Raw genomic sequence first — 17,620 nt, 5'->3', positions numbered from 1 at the left:
CTGCCTTTAGAGCAACAATGTCGAGCCGGTATCGCCCCTCACCGTTTCCGACAACGTCCTCTGATCCTGTCTCCGGTTTGACGTTAGACTCGAAACGCGGTTTTCGCAATATGCATATGCATTATTGCGAAAGGGCGCTCTCGCACCCTCGACAAGGCCGGAAGGGGGAACTAAGGCTGGGGCATGGGCAAGCTCGAAAACACGCCGACAAAGCGAGCGAAGAATGGCGCGGGACGACGCGTCACGCTGCATGAGAAGATCCAGACGGATCTGGAAACCCGCATCCTTTCAGGACAGTGGCACACCGGCTATCGCATCCCGACCGAGAAGGAGTTGAGCGAGCACTACGCCTGTTCGCGCATCACCGTTTCCAAGGTGCTCATGCTTCTGGCGCAGAAGGGGCTGATCGAGACGCGCAAGCGCGCCGGCAGTTTCGTCCGGCGTCCCATGGCGCATTCGATTATCCTGCAGATCCTCGACCCGGCCAGCGTTGCCGAGCAGATGGGACAGCCCTATCGCTATGAGTTCATCGACCAGGTGGAGCGCGAGGCAGATGCGGATGATTGCACGCATCTGCGCACGCAGCAGGACGACCGCGACAATGTGCTCGCCGTCCGCTGCCGGCACCATATCGGGGGCCGGATCTATTGCTATGAAGAGCGTCTGATCAATCTGGACCTGTTGCCAGAAGCCCGGTCCGTGGATTTTGAGACCACACCGCCCGGCGACTGGCTGATCGACCATCTGCCGTGGCGTTCGGGCGGTGTGGAAATCGGTTCTGCGCTAGTCGACGAGACGCTGTCAGACCGGCTCGCGCTCGCCCCCGGCGCTGCAGTCATGAACATCGAACGCGTGATCCACGCCAATGGCGCGGCGGTGTCCTATGGCATGGCCTGGTACGCCGGCGACATGACCAGACTCAAGGCGCAGTACGACACCGCACCGCTCACTCTGGCTGGATCACCGGCGTCGTAAGCTGTTTATCTTCAACGTGATCGACACCTTCCGCCGCCTGAGCCAGACACCCGGGAAGTTCCGGTTCGGTGCGATCAAAAGACAGGGGTGGGCCGCTCCTGTCCCGCTTCCCTATAGAGCCTAAAGCAAATTAGCGGGGCCGACCCAGTCTGACTGCCAGCAACACGATCATTGACAGCAAAATTCATCGAACCGTCATCAAAGGATCACGCATCCGTCGTCGAAATCGGAGATGGGGAGCCGGCATATCTAATGCTGCTGATTTACCGATAACAACGGAGCTCCCCCAAATGCTTTCTCGCCCCTTTAGCCGCAGAGCGATCCTGCGTGGCGCTTCTTCGGCTGCGCTTGCTGCCCCCTTCATCGCCCGTGGCTCCTGGGCCCGCGCAAGCTCGGGAGAGCTGCGTCTCGCCGCCTGGGCTGGATATATTTCTCCGGAAATGCTGGACGCATTCGAAAAGGCGACGGGCATCAAGACGACCTACACCCCCTACGGCACCAATGAGGAAATCCTCAGCATGATGCGCGTCAACCAGGGCTCCGGTTTTGACGCGATCTGGCCCGCGCTCGATCGGGTGCCGAACTACGTCGAGGATGGCCTGATCCAGCCTATCGATGAAAGTCGAGTTGAGTGGGACCGCTGCATCGACAGCGCCATCAAGAGTTCCGAAACCCTTGGCGCGGTTGTTGATGGCAAGCGGTATCAGGTCCCCACCGACTGGGGCACCGAAGCGCTGACGTTCGACACCGAAAAGCTGCCGCTGGAATATGGCTCTGCATCCTATGCCGACCTTTGGCAGCCGGAGTTGGCCGGCAAAGTTACCGTGCGGGGGCATTCCGCCCTGGTCGGTCTCGCACTGTGGCTGGAGCGGGAAGGAAAGCTGCCGCGTCCCTTCCTCGACAGCTTCAAGGACGCCGACGCGATGCGGGCGAACTACGACGTGATCCTCGCCGAGGCCATCGCACGCAAGGCTACGATCGCCCAGTTCTGGAGCAACCAGAATGAAGCCCAGGGTGCATTCCGCACAAATGGCTGCATTCTGGGGCAGACGTGGGACTCGACCGCCGCAGGCCTCAAGGACGAGGGGCTGCCAATCTCCTATCTCGCGCCGCGCGAAGGCGCTCTGTCGTGGATGGAGGGCATCTCGCTCCCGCTCGGCTCCGAGAATGTCGAACAGGCCTACGCCTTTATCAACTGGATGCTGACCCCTGAAGCCGGTGCAATGTACGCCAGCCATGCCCGGGTCAACACCACGGCCAAGGGCGCCGATGCCTTCCTGCCGCAGGAAATGAAGACCTTCTTCCAGAATGCCTACCCCGAAGATGCAATCGACAATCTCTGGTGGTGGCCGGTTCAGGAGAACTGGTTCGTTGAAATCCGGGGCGAGTACCAGGACAAGTTCCTCAGTGCCTGACATGCCAATCGTTGAAAAGTTGGACACTTCGGGCACCCTGCCCGGGGTGTCCACTCCAGCAGCAAGCGCCGTCAGCATGCAGAATGTCGAAATGCGGTTCGGCGCCACCCATGCCGTCAAACCGCTGTCGCTCGATGTTCAGCAGGGTGAGTTCTTCTCGATCCTGGGCCCGTCCGGTTGCGGCAAGACGACATTGCTGCGGCTGATCTCCGGCATTCTCAAGCCGACGGCCGGACGAATATTCATCAATGGCAACGACATGGCTGGCGTCCCGCAAAACATGCGCGAGACAGCGATGATATTCCAGTCGCTGGCGCTTTTCCCGTTCATGACGGTCTGGGAAAACATCGCTTTCGGCCTGGAAGCACGGGGTATCGGAAAGAAGGAACGCCGACGCAGGGCGCAGGAGCTTCTCGACCTGATTGCCTTGCCGGATCATGGCGAACGCCTGCCAGGTGAGCTGTCCGGTGGTCAGCGTCAACGGGTCGCCATCGCGCGGGCCCTTGCCATTCAGCCCAAGGTACTTCTGCTCGACGAACCTCTGTCGGCCCTTGATCTGAAGCTGCGCCAGCATATGCGGGCAGAACTACGCTCTCTGCAGAAGAGCACGGGCGTTACCTTCTTCTACATCACCCACGATCAGTCCGAGGCGCTGGCCATGTCGGACCGCGTCGCCGTCATGAACGCCGGAACGCTGCAGCAGGTCGGTACCCCGCACGAACTTTACAGCCGACCGAAAACACAGTTCGTCGCCCAGTTTGTAGGAGAGGCGAATGTGCTCTCGGGTCGCGTTTCGCAAATAGAAAGAGGGACTGCTGTTCTCGAGTGCCCCGAAGGGTCGTTTGCAGGATGCAGTACGCCCGGTCTGCGCAAGGGCGATCAGGCCCGGCTTTACGTGCGTCCAGAGGCAATCCACATCGGCGGCGGCGGCCACGATAACGGTCTGACGCTGACCATCGAGCGGTATGACTTCGAGGGTGCATTTGCCACCGCCCATGCCGTGTTGAGTGGCAGCCTTTCACGGTGCCCTGTCTCTCTGACAATTTCCCAGCAAAGCCTGTCAACCGCGCCCGCTTCCGGGACTTCCTTCCGTGCCGGTTTTTCTGCGCAAGATGCGATCATTCTGCCCAATGAGTGAGATCTTCCAGCGCTTCGGCAAAACACTGGGTGGCATCTTTCTGGCCCTCGTCCTGCTCTGGCTGGCTGGGCTGGTGCTTGTCCCCGGTATCTACATGGTCAACGCTTCCCTGACCCCGCGTCTGCCACCGGCCCTGCGAGGCGGACCGGAAGATGTGTACGTTCTGGACAACTTCGCCTACCTCCTGAACCATCCGAACCATGGCTGGATCTTCTTCAAGACGATCTGGTCCAGTGCGCTGGTGACCTTCACAACGCTTCTGCTTTGCTACCCCATCGCCTACTGGCTCGCGCATGTGGCCCGGCAATGGCAGATGCGGTTGATGCTGGTGCTGATGCTGGTCCCATATCTGATGAACGAGGTTCTCCGCGGGCTGGCCTGGTACATCATCCTCGCCTTTTCCGGTCCGCTGAATGCTGCCCTGATGTGGCTAGGATTGCTTGATGAGCCGCAGCGCTGGTATGGCGATGGCGGCGTCGTGGCCGGTATGGCCTACGCCTACATCCTGTTCATGCTCTTTCCGATCTACAACGCCATTTGCACACTGGACCGGGATCAGATCAACGCCGCGCGCAATCTGGGCTCGTCCACCTGGCGCATCCACTGGCGGATCGTTCTGCCTCACGCCAAGGTCGGCATCGCAACCGGCTGTGTCTTCGTTTTCATGATGGCCGCTGGCAGCTATGTGGCTCCCGCACTGCTGGGCGCTCCGGGCAGCCGCTGGTTCACCCAGCTCGTCTACGAGTGGTTCTTTGAAATCGGCAACTGGAACCGCGGAGCTGCCTATGGCGTGGCGCTGATGGCAATGTGTCTGACAGTGGTTCTCGGGCTTCTGGCTTTGTTCCGCGTGAACCTGACGAGCGCAATCAAATGACAAATGACGTGACAGTCTCGCCCATACATGCGCAGACGGGAGTGCTCAGGCGTATTCTCGCACGGCTTGGCCAAGTAGCATCGCGCCTCTACCTCCTCGCCTTTGCCGGGTTCCTGCTTGGCCCGCTCCTGATCCTCGGGGGTGCCGCCTTCAACGACAGTAACTTTCCGACAGTGAGCCCCTGGCAGGGAGCCACCCTGAAATGGCTTCAGGCGCTCTTTCATGACGGAGAAATCGGCGATGCCCTGATCAGTTCCGGCATCATTGCTGGCGGCGTCATACTGGTTTCGCTGCCGATTGGCATCGCCTCCGCACTGGTTCTCAACAGTCTGCACGGGCGTGCGCGCGGTTTCATCTACGGCCTGATGGTGTCGCCGATGCTCATTCCGGGAATCGTGATCGGGATCTCCACACTCCTGTTCTGGCGACAGATTGGTGTGAACGGGGGATACTTCCTGACCATTCTGGCGCAGGCAAGCTTCATCAGCTCCTTCGTCATGCTGATGATCGCTGCCCAGTTACAGCGGTTCGACCGAACTATGGAAGATGCGGCCCTCGGTCTGGGTGCGTCGCGCCTGATGGTGTTGCGCCGTATCCTGCTTCCGTATTTGCGCCCTGCCATACTGGCTGCCTGTTGCCTCGCCTTCCTGCAGTCCTTCGAGAATTACAACACCACGCTGTTCGTCCGGGGAACGGAAACACCGCTTACGGTTTTCATCGCGACGAAAGTCCGCACGGGGCTGACACCCGTGATCAACGCCCTCGGACTGGTCATGATGCTGGCGGCTCTTCTCGGCGCGGTCCTGTGGGAGCTCAAGCGCATAAAGACCTTCGCGCGCGCATAAGGGGCGGGAGACGCCACGTCCGCTACGCGATACCTCACATCCTGAAAGCAGGGGCTCTAAATTGGAAAAACATCAATTCAACGTCGGCATGTCGAGCCGCACGCGAGACGGCGACCTTTCTGATCTGGGTAAGGAGCTGGACGAGCTTCAGGAACTGGGCGTGGACTTCGTCGAACTATCTGCGTTTGATTTCGACCTGATTGTCGGCGGCAGGATCCGCCGACCGCAAATGAAGACCTTGCTTGATATCTGCGGCGGCCGTGATCTCCCCTATTCAGTGCATGGACCGCTTGCGTTGAACTTCATGGACACGCCCGATCGTCTGCCGTTGCATTTTCAGTTGCTTGAAGCCTCACTCGACATCGCCGCCGAGCTGGGGGCGAAGCACTATGTTCTTCATGCCGGGATGACCATGGAGAGCACTCCAACGCTCTGGCAGAACGCCTATGACCGGCAAAGAGAGTGGCTCTTCCGTGCCGGTGATCTGGCTCGGGAGCGTGATCTGCATATCTGTGTTGAAACGCTGTATGAACATGATGAGTGGAAGCACACGCCGCGCCCCAGCCAGCTCGCCGCCGAACTGGAGGCGATTGCACACCCGAATATCTGCGCCACGCTTGATTTCGGACACAGCTATCTCAAGCTCGACGCAGAAAATCGCAGATCCGATCTCGTCAGCGAGTGCGCGACCCTCGCGCCTCAGACGCGTCATCTGCATCTCCACGACTGTTTCGGGCGACAGGAGGGCATGTGGACCTATACCTTTAGCGAACAACTCGCGCTTGGGCTGGGGGACCTGCATCTGCCTATCGGTTGGGGAGACATCCCTTGGGCAGAACTGATGACACAGTGCGTATACCCAAAGGACGCAATGTTCGTGATTGAACTCAACCCCCGCTACTTCCATGCGGCGAGGGAATGCCTGGCAAGGGCCAGGTCTCTGGCAACCCTCGCGGGTTCGCGAATACAAGAGATAGCGGATACTTCCGATCAAGCGGCCTTGGCTCTTGCGGATACGGATCGTGCACCGCTCGGGACGGGACATCTGCAGCAGAACGCCGGACCTGCAAATGGCCGCTGCGTGGAATGGTAAGGCGATCAGGAGGTTCAGAGAGTTCAGCACCTGCGCGTTGACGCTATAATCACTCTGCCGCCATTGGCGCGAATCTCGGCATTGGCGGCTGCAATGGTGCCGGAGTTGACAGCTTCTGTGTCAGGGCCGCCGAGCGCCACCGACAAAAGCCCGTCCGCATCCGCGACGTCCTTCAACAGGACCTCGTAGCCGGCAGCAAGCCCGGCGGTGCCCTTCGGCGCTTCCAGTCTGCCGCTGTTTTCGACCCGTCGGGCGATCAGGGCGATATCAAACTACTGCGAACGGATCGTGCCGGCATTCACCACTTCCGCCTCGCTTGTGCCGGATAAGGTCAGGCTGCCGTCGTTGAGGAAATCCGCATCCGTGACGTCATGCGTGGAGGCGACGAACGAGCCGCCCGTTGCGACCATGCCGCCGTTGCCCACGACGACGCCTGGTGGATTAATAAGGAAAACACTGCCGTTCGCGGTGACGTTACCGTCGATCCGGCGGAGAAATCACTCCAGTTAATGATACCGGATTCAGTCGTCTGGCTTATATCCATACGCGAACCGCTTGCCGATATTGTCCCATTGTCGGCAGTGAAATCTCCACCTGAAGGTAGAGCATCACCGGCAATAGCAACGGTGGGAACAAGCGCCGTGGTCAACAATTGGTATGCCGTCAGCGCACAGGTGTAGTGAGCGCCCCTGCTTGAGTCCCCAGTTTTCGTCCGAGCGTCCGGGCCCCAGATACCAGTCATGCCGCAAGTTCCCCTAAACGACACTTTCTACATGCCGAATTCGCTCTCAATGCACACTGGTTGTATTTCGGAAACCTCCTACCAATTCTGATCATTTCTTACGCATTAGGACGACGAATGATCGGACTGATCCGAGGGGCTCCGCCAAGCTGGAGGCTGTTCAGAATGACGCCGGGATGTGTCATCAAATTGTCATCTACGCGCTGTAATCAAGTTGTCATTTAAGCCTCACATCACTGTCATTTAAGCCGCACATCAGTGCCATTTTAGCTTCACATCCGCCCCAGAGTTTGAGGGCAACAGCCCCAGCGTGGCGGATAATTTAATGGAAAGTTATTGCCCATGAAGGGAAAAGGCGTGTTGATCTGGTCAACGCCAGAGAGAAAGCGTCGCCAGACTCGTGAAATGCCCCACCGGTACGAGTATGCGGGCATCAGCGTTGGCGAAAAGCCACGGACTAACCCTGTTAACGCCATACAAGATAAGAGTTTTCTCAGCATTCTGTTCGTTCAGAAGCGCCGATTGATCTTCACGCGCGTTTTCAATGAAGTGCTGCCAGACAGGCTCGTCAATTGTTGGGCACTTTTCTGGGGGGCGAGCGCTGCCTCTCTCTCTAAGTGTACTCATCAGCTCCGTCTTGCTAGGGACGACAAGATGGAAGGGCGGAACTATCGGGATGGTGGTTTCGCCGATGACAAGCGCCCTCTTCGCCCACAAAAACCTCTCTGCTTCTTCTCCGCTCAGCGACAGAAAGTTCGGAATACCGACGCTGTCTTTCAACACGCAGAAGTGGAGGGCAGAGGCGTGCAGTCTGCTCAACCAGCGCTTCCGTTTCGTTTCCTCATGGAGCATTTCAAAGTTCAGGACAGGGGCTCGCGCGCACTTGATGCGCCAATCGTAATTCCAGATGGCGAGGATCAGCGACGCATAGCTCCTGGTAGAAAGGAAAAGCCAGCCAAAAGAATAGACAACAATGCAGACGCAAGGGAAGGCGAAAATCTTCGGTTCAGCTTGCTGATGTCGACTTGCCAGGGGGATGCTCCCGAGCATTGCCGGCAAGCACTGCAAAGCATCTGCGACAATAGTGTTTTGCCTGATGATCTGGTTCTGGTGCTGGATGGACCGGCTCCCGAACCACTAATCGCAGCAATTGCCTCCTTTTCTCACCGTCTGCCCTTGAGGCTGGTGCATCTGTCGGAGAACAGGGGCTTGGGGGAGGCGCTGGCGGTAGGGCTGGAGCATTGCCGCTACAATTGGGTGGCGCGTTTCGATGCCGACGATATCTGTATGCCGGACCGCTTTGAACGCCAACTGGCGTTTATTGCGGAGAACCCTCACGTTGACGCTTTCAGTTCACCGGTGGAAGAGTTCAGAGAAAGCCCCGGGGAAACGAATAGATTGCTGAAGTCGGTGCCTTGTGGGAGCCATGCTTTGGCTGTCTATGCTAGGCGGAGAAATCCGCTCAACCATATGGCAGTCATGTTCCGAAAAGACAGGGTCTTGGCAGCCGGAAATTATCAAGGTGACGCTTGCTTCGAGGACTATGCCTTGTGGGTGCGCCTGCTGCAGCAGGGAGCCTGTCTGGACAACATGGCCGAATCCACGGTCTGGGTGCGGGCCGGGCGCAGTATGGTGATGCGCCGGGGTGGATGGCGTTATGCACGGGCGGAATATGACGTTCAGCGCAAATTCCTGACCTCGGGCTTCATCGGTTTTCCCGAGTTTATCAGGAACCTGGCTGTCCGGATTCCAGTCCGCCTTCTGTCCGTTGGTCTGAGGACAGGCATTTATGCAGTATGTCTGCGACGTACGGTCCGTTAGGGACAGGCGTTCGCTGTTTTGGATTAAAGAATGCTTGGTGCTTTTAATATCGGTTATCGGGATCTGGTACAAAGTGTGCAGTCCAGAAACCTATGGCTTTTGCTGGGGTGGGTAGAAATCCGTCAACGCTACGCGCGTTCGCGAATTGGGCCGTTTTGGCTCACCATAAGTATGGCGGTTCTCGTAGCAGCGCTTGGATTGGTCTACGGGACCCTGTTCAAAGCTGATATCCGGGACTATCTGCCTCTGCTCGCCATCGGGTTTGTGTTCTGGGCGTATATCTCAACGACCATCAATGATGGGTGCAACGCATACATTGGAGCTGGTGCCTATCTGAAACAGGTGCCCTTGCCACGCGGGGTTTTTATTTTCCAAAATTTGTGGCGAAACATGATTATTCTGGCGCACAATTTTGTAATTGTGGTGCTGGTCCTGATCATTTTTAAGGTCAATTTTCTCCAGAATTTGCCATTCTTTTTTCTTGGCTTCCTTCTGGTCACGTGGAACCTTTTGTGGACCACGGCTCTGTTGGCTTTGTTGTGCGCCCGCTTTCGAGACCTGCCGCAGATTGTGGCCAGCATTATCCAGGTGATCTTCTATGTGACCCCGATACTGTTCAAGCGTGACATGTTGGGAAAATACCCCTGGCTGATCGACCTGAACCCCTTTGCGCACCTGATCGAAGTGGTGCGTGCGCCATTGCTGGGCGGCTCCGCGCCCGCGCTTAGTTGGGCGGTCTGTTTAAGCATGGCGCTGGTGGGGTCGCTTCTGTGTCTCTTCATGCACGGCAAATACCGTGCACGCATTCCATACTGGGTTTAGAGGCTGACAGATGTCACACGTTAAAGCACAGGATCTGGTCGTTGAAATGCCCGTTTATGAACTGGGCGCTAGATCTATGAAGATGCAGATGCTCGGCAAGCTGACCTCTGGACGCATTGGCGCCACCGAGAACGGCATCACTGTCGTACGAGCCCTGCAGGGGGTCAGTTTCGAGTTTTCAGACGGTGATCGCGTTGGTCTGATCGGCTCCAACGGCTCGGGCAAATCCACCCTGCTACGTGTATTGGCTGGCATATACGAGCCTTCGGCCGGCCAACTGCAGGTCGAAGGCAAAGCCGTGGCGCTTCTGGAAATGGGGTTGGGAATGGATGACACCATGTCCGGCTACCAGAACATACGGCTGCGCGGAATGCTGCTGGGCATGTCGCTTAGCGAAGTTCAGGAGAAGACAGCCGAAATAGCCGATTTCACCGGCCTTGGTGATTATCTGCATTTGCCGATCCGCACATATTCCTCAGGTATGCGTATCCGCCTGGCATTTGCAATTTCTACCGCGGTAGAGGCGGAACTGCTTCTGCTCGATGAGGTTATCGGTGTCGGGGACGCGGCCTTTCTGGAGAAAGCCAACGCGCGTTTGAGGTCCTTTCAGGACAAGGCGAACATCGTGTTCATCGCATCGCATTCGGGAGCTGTCATCTCGGATATGTGCAATAAGGTCATATGGCTCGAGCGCGGGCGTCTGGAGTTCGTGGGTGACGTCGCCGAAGGGCTGAATGCCTACGCAAATTACCTAGAGCAGAAATGATGAGCTTCATGGCTGATCCGCACTCAGCAACGCGGCCGGAAGTTGCGCTCAAGCCGCGACGTGTGACATTCGTGGTTGATATCCGCGGCTGGGCATTCGACACGATTGCGCGATCCATGCAAATGCGTCTCGCACCGCTGCTGGATGCATGTGACATCGTCTATTGGGAAGATTTTGATGATCCGAATGCGCTGGTCCGCCACATTAATGATGGCAGTGCGGACCTGGTTCACTTCTTCTTTCGTGAGCATCTGGATCTGATCCTGAAGACCACTGCGGGTCACAGCGACGGCTTCCTGGCTTTCTGTCGCCGTGCTTTCACCACCCATATCCCCGACTATCTGTATTCTGGCAGCTTTGAGCTGGCCTCGCGTGCTGATCTATTCAATTTCATTGACGGGTATTTCACCACATGTCGGGATCTCTTTGACGTGTATTCACGGGATCCTCTGGTTCAAACGCCCGATGGCGTGATCTTCGACTGGCCAGCGATTTCTACACAGCCAACGCTCCCGTTAAAAACCCCTGGGAAAGGCCTGCGTGTCCTGTGGTCGGGTAACTCAAAATGGGGTGAGTATGCCGGTCATTTTGACTACAAGGGCCTGGAGACCATTATCAATCCGGCGCTTGAGCGGGTCCGGGAACAGTGTCCCGATGTTGAATTTGTCTGTTTCGATTCCGCAAAAAAGAAAGTTCCCCACCAGACCATCCTTGATGCGTTGGCTAAAACGGATGTCCTTCTTATTGCCTCCGAGAAAGAGGGAACTCCCTTGTCCCTCATTGAGGCGATGGCAAAGGCTTGTGCTGTGGTTACTACGCCGGTGGGGATCGCCACTGATGTCCTGCCAGAAGTTCAGAAGCCGTTTATATGCCCCCGCCGTTCCGATGCCTTTGCCGAGGCCCTGATCCAGCTCTGCAAGAACCCGGACAAGCTACGTCAGTTGCAACAGGCTAACTGGAACGCCTTTAATGTTCATTTCGGTCCCGCCAGTACCCTGTTGAGCCAATGGGTGGCTTTTCTGAACCAGGCATATGAACGACATCAGGTCCAGGGCGTGGTTCGCAAGCAGGTTCTGGCAAGGGCCGTAGCTGGCAGCAGGAGGCGGCGCGCTCTGGTCACCGTGTTGCGAACAGGCGTCCGTGTGGCGAAGCCCCTCGGACTGGTTCAGGTGTTGAACGGCATATCTCCAAAGTTCGCAGGAACTTATAACCGGGTTCTGCACGGCGGTAACCAGCAGGGTACACCCGACTACCTGCGCATCGGTCGGGCCTATCAGCGATTGCTGGACGATTGGCCGGATGACCAGCCGCTGACCATCTACGCCCCTATGTGGAAAGGCGTGGCTGCATCGACAGAAGCAATGTTCGGCCAGCAGGTTGTTCGGTACCCGTATTTCGATTCCGAATATCCTGAAGTAGAGGGACACGCCTATCTGGAGAGCCTGGCTAAACTGCTCGCAGAAAAGCAGCAGGTGCCAGTGGTTTACAGCGGGGGGTCTTTACTGCACCGAAGCCTGGCGCGTCGCCTGCATCAGATTAACCCCGCCATGCGGCAGTTCTTCATGTGGCATGGTTCGCCAGCTCAGTGGGTTGAACCAGGTCAGGCCGCGCACTTTGAAATATGGCACGAAGCCTACAGGGACGGCGTTGTTCAGGGCATGGTGACCGTCAAGCCGGGATTGCATCGCTCTCTGGAGAGAATGGGCATCCAGGCCTGGGACGTCTTCAACCCGATCCCGGATCTGCCAATTACAGCACGGACCGGATTGCACAGAGAAAGTGGTGTGCATATCGGACTGTTTTCTGCCATCAGCTCTTGGTACAAGAACCCCAATGTGCAGTTGTTAGCAGTCGCTGGCAGGCCGGATGTGGTTTTGAATACCAATCTGCACAAAGGCGAACTGGGTAACCTGGACCTGCGCCTTCAGGCGGTAAACTACCATTCGCACATGCCCCGCGCCAATTTTTTGCAGCTCATTGCTCAGCAGGATTTGAACCTCTACGTGACCAATACCGAGTGTTCTCCCATGATCGCTCTGGAGAGCTGGGCCTCGGGTGTGCCTTGTATCGTGGGGCCGGCTGGTGATGTGTATTCCGGCGTGTCTTCGCGCCTGGCTGAGTTTCTGGTCGAGCCGCGCGTAGATGATCCCTCTGCAATCAGTGATCGAATTGATCTGGTTTTGGCGCACCGCGATGAAATTTCCGAGCTTCTGGGCAGAAGCCGTGAGACCTATCAACGGATGTTCAGGGAGAAGCGTGAACAGCTTCTCAGGGCATTATATGAGCAGTGATCGGGAACGTTTGAAGAGAGGTGTGTTCCCGCATCCTGCCGCCGTGGTGGAAATGGCTGTTTCCTGAGCCATAAAACGACACGATCACCCGACCCTGCGCCCGTCCGCATCGAAGATGTGCAGCGCATCCGGCGCGACCTTCAGAGGTAGGAGCGCGCCCGTCGGCGTGTCGAGAGCGGGGGGCAGGGTTGCGACCACCTTGTGTTCGCCAAGCAAGCCGGAGACAACCACTTCCGGGCCTGTCATCTCTGCAATTTCGGTGCGTGGCGCGAGGGTGGCCTCCTCGGCATTTTCCGCCATATGAAGCGCTTCAGGGCGAATGCCGATGATAATGGGCTGGTTTTCTTCCAGAAGGCCGGAAGATGTTGCGGGAAGATCGAAGGCGGTGTCCGTGCCTTCCACAATTGCCCTGTTCCCGGCAACACGGGCAGGAAGCATGTTCATGGGCGGTGAGCCGACGAACTCGGCGACATATCTGGTCGCGGGCGTGTTGTAGATTTCCGCCGGGGTTCCGAACTGCTCGACACGGCCGTTGCGCATCAGGGCAACCTTGGTTGCGAGCGTCATGGCTTCGATCTGGTCATGGGTGACATAGACCACCGTGGTCTTGAGCATGGCGTGCAGCCGCTTCAATTCGGCGCGCATTTCCATGCGCAACTTGGCGTCCAGATTGGAAAGCGGTTCATCGAACAGGAAGACTTTCGGCTTGCGGACAAGCGCGCGCCCGATCGCGACACGCTGGCGCTGGCCACCGGAAAGCTGACCGGGTTTCCGGTCCAGCAGGTTTTCGATCTTGAGCAGGCGCGCGGCCTCCTGAACGGCGGCGGCGCGCTCTTCTTTCGCCACACCGCGCATTTCCAGACCGAACCCGATATTGCGCGCGACGGTCAGGTTTGGATAAAGCGCATAGGACTGGAACACCATCGCGATGTCGCGGTTCTTCGGCGCAACGCCCAGAACCGAGCGGTCCTCGATGCGTATGTCGCCGGCAGTCGGATCGGCAAGTCCCGCAATCATGTTGAGCAGGGTGGATTTGCCGCAGCCCGAAGCGCCGAGAAGCACAAGGAAATCACCGCTCTCCAGGCTGATGTCAATGCCCTTCAGGGTCTCCACACTGCCGTAATTCTTGCGGATGTCGACGATTTCGAGTTCGCTCATGGCGAAGTCTCCCTCAAGGCTGTTTCAAGCTGAAAATCATAATGGCGGGGGGCGGTGGAGATCGCCTGCGAAGCGATTGCCACGCCTGTTGCAAGGCAGTGCTCCAGCGGCGCGTGCTGTGCGCAGGCGGCCAGAAAACCTGCATTGAAGACATCACCCGCACCGATGGTGTCGATCACCTCAACGCTGGGGGCTGGAACCCTCACGATCCCGTCTTCGGCGCTGAGGCCGAGCGCGCCCAGTGGCCCGAGCTTCACGATCAGCGTCGCGTGGGGCTTCATCATGGCTTTCACGGCGCGCGCGGCATCGTGTTGCTCAGATTGGCCCGAGAGGCTGGCGACCTCGTTTTCGCTGGACAGGACATAGTCGCAGGCACCCAGCCACTGGCGGGCTCTCGCACGGTTTTCCGCGGTCCAGCCGCCCACCGGCCAGCCCGTGTCGAGCGCGACCTGAATGCCGTTTTTCTGCGCGATCTCGAAGAAGTGTGCGTAGTCGTCGGTGAGGCGGTTGGTAAGAAAAGAGCCACAAAGGAGAGCGATCCCGCCCTTGAGCGCCTTAATGTCGAGGCTTGCCAGCACGTCCTGTATGGACATGTGGGGCAGGTGCCCGTGTGTGGTGAAGAAGGTGCGCTCATTGTTGGGATGCGTGATGCCGACTGAAAGTGTCGTGCTGCCCTCGCATGTGGGCCAGTCTTTGCCCAACTGGCCGAATGACTTGCGAAGCCAGTCACCATAGTCGTCGGAACCGACGGTTGCGGATATCTGGTGCGGGATCTTGAGCGCCTGCCAGGCGAGACTGGTGTTGCCTGCCGACCCGCCGACCCGAAGTTCATCATGGTCGACGAGGATTTCGGTGCCGGCCTGAGGCCATGCGGGCGCGGGGCCAAGGATGAGGTCGACATTCACATTGCCGATGACTGCAAGCGGCAACATCACTCGCTCCTTGTGATCTTCGAAGAGCGAACGGGTGTTCCAGCGTCGCTGACCCGGGCGACTGCGAGTTCGAGCATGAATGTCTGGGCGAGCGGTAGCAGCGCGAAGATGGCTGCGAGCCCGGAATGGGCTCCGGCCGACAGCACTGTGACGCGGGGATGCCGGAGAGGGGCTGAAGACGCATCGAACAGGATGACAGGCGAGCCTGCCTCGGCAGCAGAGCGCGCCATGCGATCAACAAGCGAAGCAGTGGCGTCTTCGGCCTTGAAGAGTACGACGCCAACGTCGGGGCCAAGCATTTCCATGGGACCATGGCGCAATTGCCCGCCTTCGAGAGCGAAGCAGGGCAGGCGGGAGAGTTCCGTCAGCCCCAGCGCGAGCGCTTCGGCTGCGCCCTGCAGCGTGCGACCGGAAACAACGATGGACTGCACCTGATCGAAGGCATTCACGAGCGCTGAAACGGGCGCGGCTTGCGGTGATTGCAGGACGTTCTGGGCTGCCGAGACATCAACGCCCATCGCATCGAGAACGGCCATGTGCATGGCCAGCGTGACCGTCAGGCTGCGGGTGGCCGCGAAGGCGGTTTCCACGCCTCCGGCTCCGACCATGGAAGGCGCATGTGCGGCAAGCGTGGAGTTCTCTGCAAGGGTGAGGCCGAACACATCGCTGTCGCAGGCAGGGCTTTCTTCGAGCCAGCGGAGTATTTCCGCACTCTCACCCGATTGCGAGGCAAGCAGGATGGTGCGCCCGGCGATTGGCAGCGGCTGGCCGAGCTGTTCCGATAGCGGAAGCGACAGCGCCTCGATGCCCGCCTCCCGGTAAAGCGGTTCGACCATTCTGGCGACGGCGTGCGATGCGCCCATGCCAAGCATCAACAGCTTTCCGGACTTCTTGAGCGAAGCGGCGATCTGCATTGCCATGCTGTGGTTTGCCGTGAATGTGGCGCGGGCGTCCGGGTGTTGCCGCGCCATCTCGGCATCGATGGCGAGAGCACCCTGTGGGCGTGGCTGCCTGTTCATCCCTTCACACCCCCGCTGGTGAGGCCGGAAATGAGCGCCCGCTGAAGAAGCGCGCCGATAAGGACCGGCGGCAGGGCCGCGAGTACGCCGGCGGTGGCGATCAGCCCGTAATCGGAGACACGTCCGCCCGCCAGATCCGCGATGGCGACCGTCAGGGTCTTGGCGCGCAGATCGGATGTGAAGAGCAGTGCGTAGAAGAACTCGTCCCATGCCAGAAGGAATGCGAACAGCGCGGAAGTGGCGATGACGGGCGTCGCCAGTGGCAGAGTGATGATGCGCAGCGTCTGAAACAGGTTTGCGCCATCCATCATGGCGGCCGCCTCAAGCTCGCGCGGGATGCCATCGAAGCCGGATTTGAGAAGCCAGGTCGTGAATGGTGCAAGGATCGAGAGATAGACGAGCGCCAGACCGAACACCGAATTGAGAAGCTGCAGTTTCGCAAGCCCCATGAACAGGGGGACGGACAGCGCGACGGGCGGCAGCATGTAGGTGAGGATGACCATGGAAAGCGACCAGCCGACGGCTGGCGTACGCGACACGGCCCATGCGGCGGGAACGGATACCGCCAGCGCCACAAGGGTGGCCATGGTGGCGACTTTCAGACTGTTGAACAGGGAGGCGACGAAGGCCGCGCCGGCGCTGTTTTCAACGGTGGAAAGAAGAAACTGATAGCGCGACCAGTCGAAGGTTTCCGGCCACCACTGCAATGGCTTTGCAGTGAGCTGCGTGGCAGGCGATACGCTCATGATCATGAGCCAGAACAAGGGCGCGAGGATGACGGCGGCGAGCAGAAGCGCGGTCGCATAGATGAAGAGCGTGAAGGGCAGGCTGCGGTGTTCCATTATGACGAACTCCCTGCCGCTTTGCGGATCAACATGGTGTAGACGCCTGCCAGAACGGTGACGAGGAGCGCGATGATCAGCGCCAGTGAGGCGCCTGAGCCCGCGCGCTGGAACGAGAAGGCTTCCTGATAGACGAGAATGGACAGGGTGCGCGTGCTGTTTGCCGGTCCACCGCGCGTCATGACCCAGATGATGTCGAACACCTTGAAGGCCTCGATGGTGCGCAGCACGAGCGCGACCATGAGCGGTCCGACCAGATAAGGCAGCGTCACATGGCGAAACCGGGAGAAGGGACCTGCGCCATCAACCAGCGAGGCGGAGGTGATCTCGCGCGGCACCATCTGAAGTGCGGCAAGGGCAATCAGCGCAACGAGCGGGAAATTCTTCCAGGCATCGGCGATGATGAGCGCGGTCAGAGCGGAGGCCGGTTGCCCGAGCCAGGACTGGTAGTCGGTGGTAAGCCCGAGCTGGGTAACCAGCGCGTTCAATGCGCCATATTGCGGATTGTAGATCAGACGCCACAGCGTGGCGTTCACCACCGTCGGCAGCGCCCAGGGCAGGATGAGCAGCGCGCGCAGCAGTGTGCGGCCATAGAAGGCCTGGTTCAGCAGGAGCGCGGTCAGCACGCCGAGCACCATTTCAAGCGTCACTGAAACGACGGCGAAAATGGTGGTCGTGGAGAGCGTGTCGAGAAACCGGCTGCTTGAGAGCATCCGGGCGTAATTGTCCAACCCCACCCAGTCACCGCCAGTGCCCACGAGCCGGGCATCGGTGAAGGACAGGCGCAGCGTATCGAGAAGCGGCCAACCGACAATAGCGGTCATGACCACCAGCAGCGGCAGCATCATAAGCCACGCGCGCATGGTCAGGCGGGTGCCAGACACGGT

General features: G+C 58.8%; 16 protein-coding genes. 10 read left to right on the top strand and 6 right to left on the bottom strand.

The window, feature by feature from the left end:
* Positions 1-183: 183 nt before the first annotated feature.
* The 6 genes from AC4PTT_RS20530 (at position 184) to AC4PTT_RS20505 (ending at position 6,340) form a co-directional block, all read left to right on the top strand.
* Positions 184-975 carry a UTRA domain-containing protein gene (locus tag AC4PTT_RS20530; protein WP_492162894.1) on the top strand — a complete coding sequence of 264 codons (792 nt, stop codon included), beginning with the start codon at positions 184-186 and terminating at the stop codon, positions 973-975.
* Positions 976-1,265: 290 nt separating this feature from the next.
* On the top strand, positions 1,266-2,390 hold the full coding sequence (locus AC4PTT_RS20525) for an extracellular solute-binding protein (RefSeq protein WP_317561615.1): 1,125 nt from the start codon (positions 1,266-1,268) through the stop codon (positions 2,388-2,390).
* Positions 2,391-2,466: 76 nt separating this feature from the next.
* Positions 2,467-3,528 (top strand): ABC transporter ATP-binding protein, encoded by a 1,062-nt coding sequence (locus AC4PTT_RS20520; protein ID WP_492162893.1) that lies wholly within the window; start codon positions 2,467-2,469, stop codon positions 3,526-3,528.
* Positions 3,521-4,402 carry an ABC transporter permease gene (locus tag AC4PTT_RS20515; RefSeq protein ID WP_206552931.1) on the top strand — a complete coding sequence of 294 codons (882 nt, stop codon included), beginning with the start codon at positions 3,521-3,523 and terminating at the stop codon, positions 4,400-4,402. Before AC4PTT_RS20520 ends, AC4PTT_RS20515 begins: the two co-directional genes overlap by 8 nt.
* A complete protein-coding gene (locus tag AC4PTT_RS20510) occupies positions 4,399-5,247 on the top strand; it encodes an ABC transporter permease (protein WP_492162892.1) in 849 nt (282 codons plus the stop codon). Before AC4PTT_RS20515 ends, AC4PTT_RS20510 begins: the two co-directional genes overlap by 4 nt.
* A 61-nt stretch (positions 5,248-5,308) precedes the next feature.
* A complete protein-coding gene (locus AC4PTT_RS20505) occupies positions 5,309-6,340 on the top strand; it encodes a sugar phosphate isomerase/epimerase family protein (protein WP_492162891.1) in 1,032 nt (343 codons plus the stop codon).
* A gap of 272 nt (positions 6,341-6,612) precedes the next feature.
* Here the strand turns inward: AC4PTT_RS20505 and AC4PTT_RS20500 are convergent, their stop codons facing one another.
* Positions 6,613-6,786: a hypothetical protein gene (locus tag AC4PTT_RS20500; RefSeq protein WP_492162919.1), complete on the bottom strand. Its 174-nt coding sequence runs from the start codon at positions 6,784-6,786 to the stop codon at positions 6,613-6,615.
* Between the two features lie 638 nt (positions 6,787-7,424).
* Here AC4PTT_RS20500 and AC4PTT_RS20495 point away from each other — a divergent pair.
* Genes AC4PTT_RS20495 through AC4PTT_RS20480 form a run of 4 tightly spaced genes read left to right on the top strand, consistent with a single transcriptional unit; the run spans position 7,425 to position 12,782 of the window.
* Complete coding sequence (locus tag AC4PTT_RS20495; RefSeq protein WP_492162890.1) at positions 7,425-8,903, top strand: glycosyltransferase; 1,479 nt, start codon at positions 7,425-7,427, stop codon at positions 8,901-8,903.
* Between the two features lie 30 nt (positions 8,904-8,933).
* The gene (locus AC4PTT_RS20490) at positions 8,934-9,725 is read left to right on the top strand and encodes an ABC transporter permease (protein WP_297562153.1); all 792 of its coding nucleotides are present in this window, start codon (positions 8,934-8,936) and stop codon (positions 9,723-9,725) included.
* Between the two features lie 10 nt (positions 9,726-9,735).
* The gene (locus AC4PTT_RS20485; protein ID WP_412033296.1) at positions 9,736-10,491 is read left to right on the top strand and encodes an ABC transporter ATP-binding protein; all 756 of its coding nucleotides are present in this window, start codon (positions 9,736-9,738) and stop codon (positions 10,489-10,491) included.
* A gap of 8 nt (positions 10,492-10,499) precedes the next feature.
* Entirely contained in the window at positions 10,500-12,782 is a 2,283-nt protein-coding gene (locus AC4PTT_RS20480; RefSeq protein ID WP_492162889.1) for a glycosyltransferase family 4 protein, read from the top strand.
* Positions 12,783-12,866: 84 nt separating this feature from the next.
* Here the strand turns inward: AC4PTT_RS20480 and AC4PTT_RS20475 are convergent, their stop codons facing one another.
* From AC4PTT_RS20475 to AC4PTT_RS20455, 5 genes are read right to left on the bottom strand one after another with little or no spacing between them, the layout of a single operon-like run.
* Positions 12,867-13,940, bottom strand: a complete 1,074-nt coding sequence (locus AC4PTT_RS20475) for an ABC transporter ATP-binding protein (protein WP_283801286.1) — start codon at positions 13,938-13,940, stop codon at positions 12,867-12,869.
* Positions 13,937-14,872, bottom strand: coding sequence for a carbohydrate kinase family protein (locus tag AC4PTT_RS20470; protein ID WP_492162888.1), 936 nt, complete (start codon positions 14,870-14,872; stop codon positions 13,937-13,939). The genes AC4PTT_RS20475 and AC4PTT_RS20470 overlap by 4 nt, the downstream gene beginning before the upstream one ends.
* Positions 14,872-15,891, bottom strand: a complete 1,020-nt coding sequence (locus AC4PTT_RS20465) for an SIS domain-containing protein (protein ID WP_492162887.1) — start codon at positions 15,889-15,891, stop codon at positions 14,872-14,874. Before AC4PTT_RS20465 ends, AC4PTT_RS20470 begins: the two co-directional genes overlap by 1 nt.
* The gene (locus AC4PTT_RS20460; protein ID WP_113156714.1) at positions 15,888-16,733 is read right to left on the bottom strand and encodes a carbohydrate ABC transporter permease; all 846 of its coding nucleotides are present in this window, start codon (positions 16,731-16,733) and stop codon (positions 15,888-15,890) included. The genes AC4PTT_RS20465 and AC4PTT_RS20460 overlap by 4 nt, the downstream gene beginning before the upstream one ends.
* Complete coding sequence (locus AC4PTT_RS20455) at positions 16,733-17,617, bottom strand: carbohydrate ABC transporter permease (protein WP_113156715.1); 885 nt, start codon at positions 17,615-17,617, stop codon at positions 16,733-16,735. Before AC4PTT_RS20455 ends, AC4PTT_RS20460 begins: the two co-directional genes overlap by 1 nt.
* Positions 17,618-17,620 lie beyond the last annotated feature (3 nt).

It is taken from the genome of Nitratireductor sp. WH36-1, assembly GCF_058725515.1.
The sequence above is the reverse complement of the archived record's forward strand: the minus strand, read 5'-3'. Positions and strand labels throughout refer to the sequence as shown.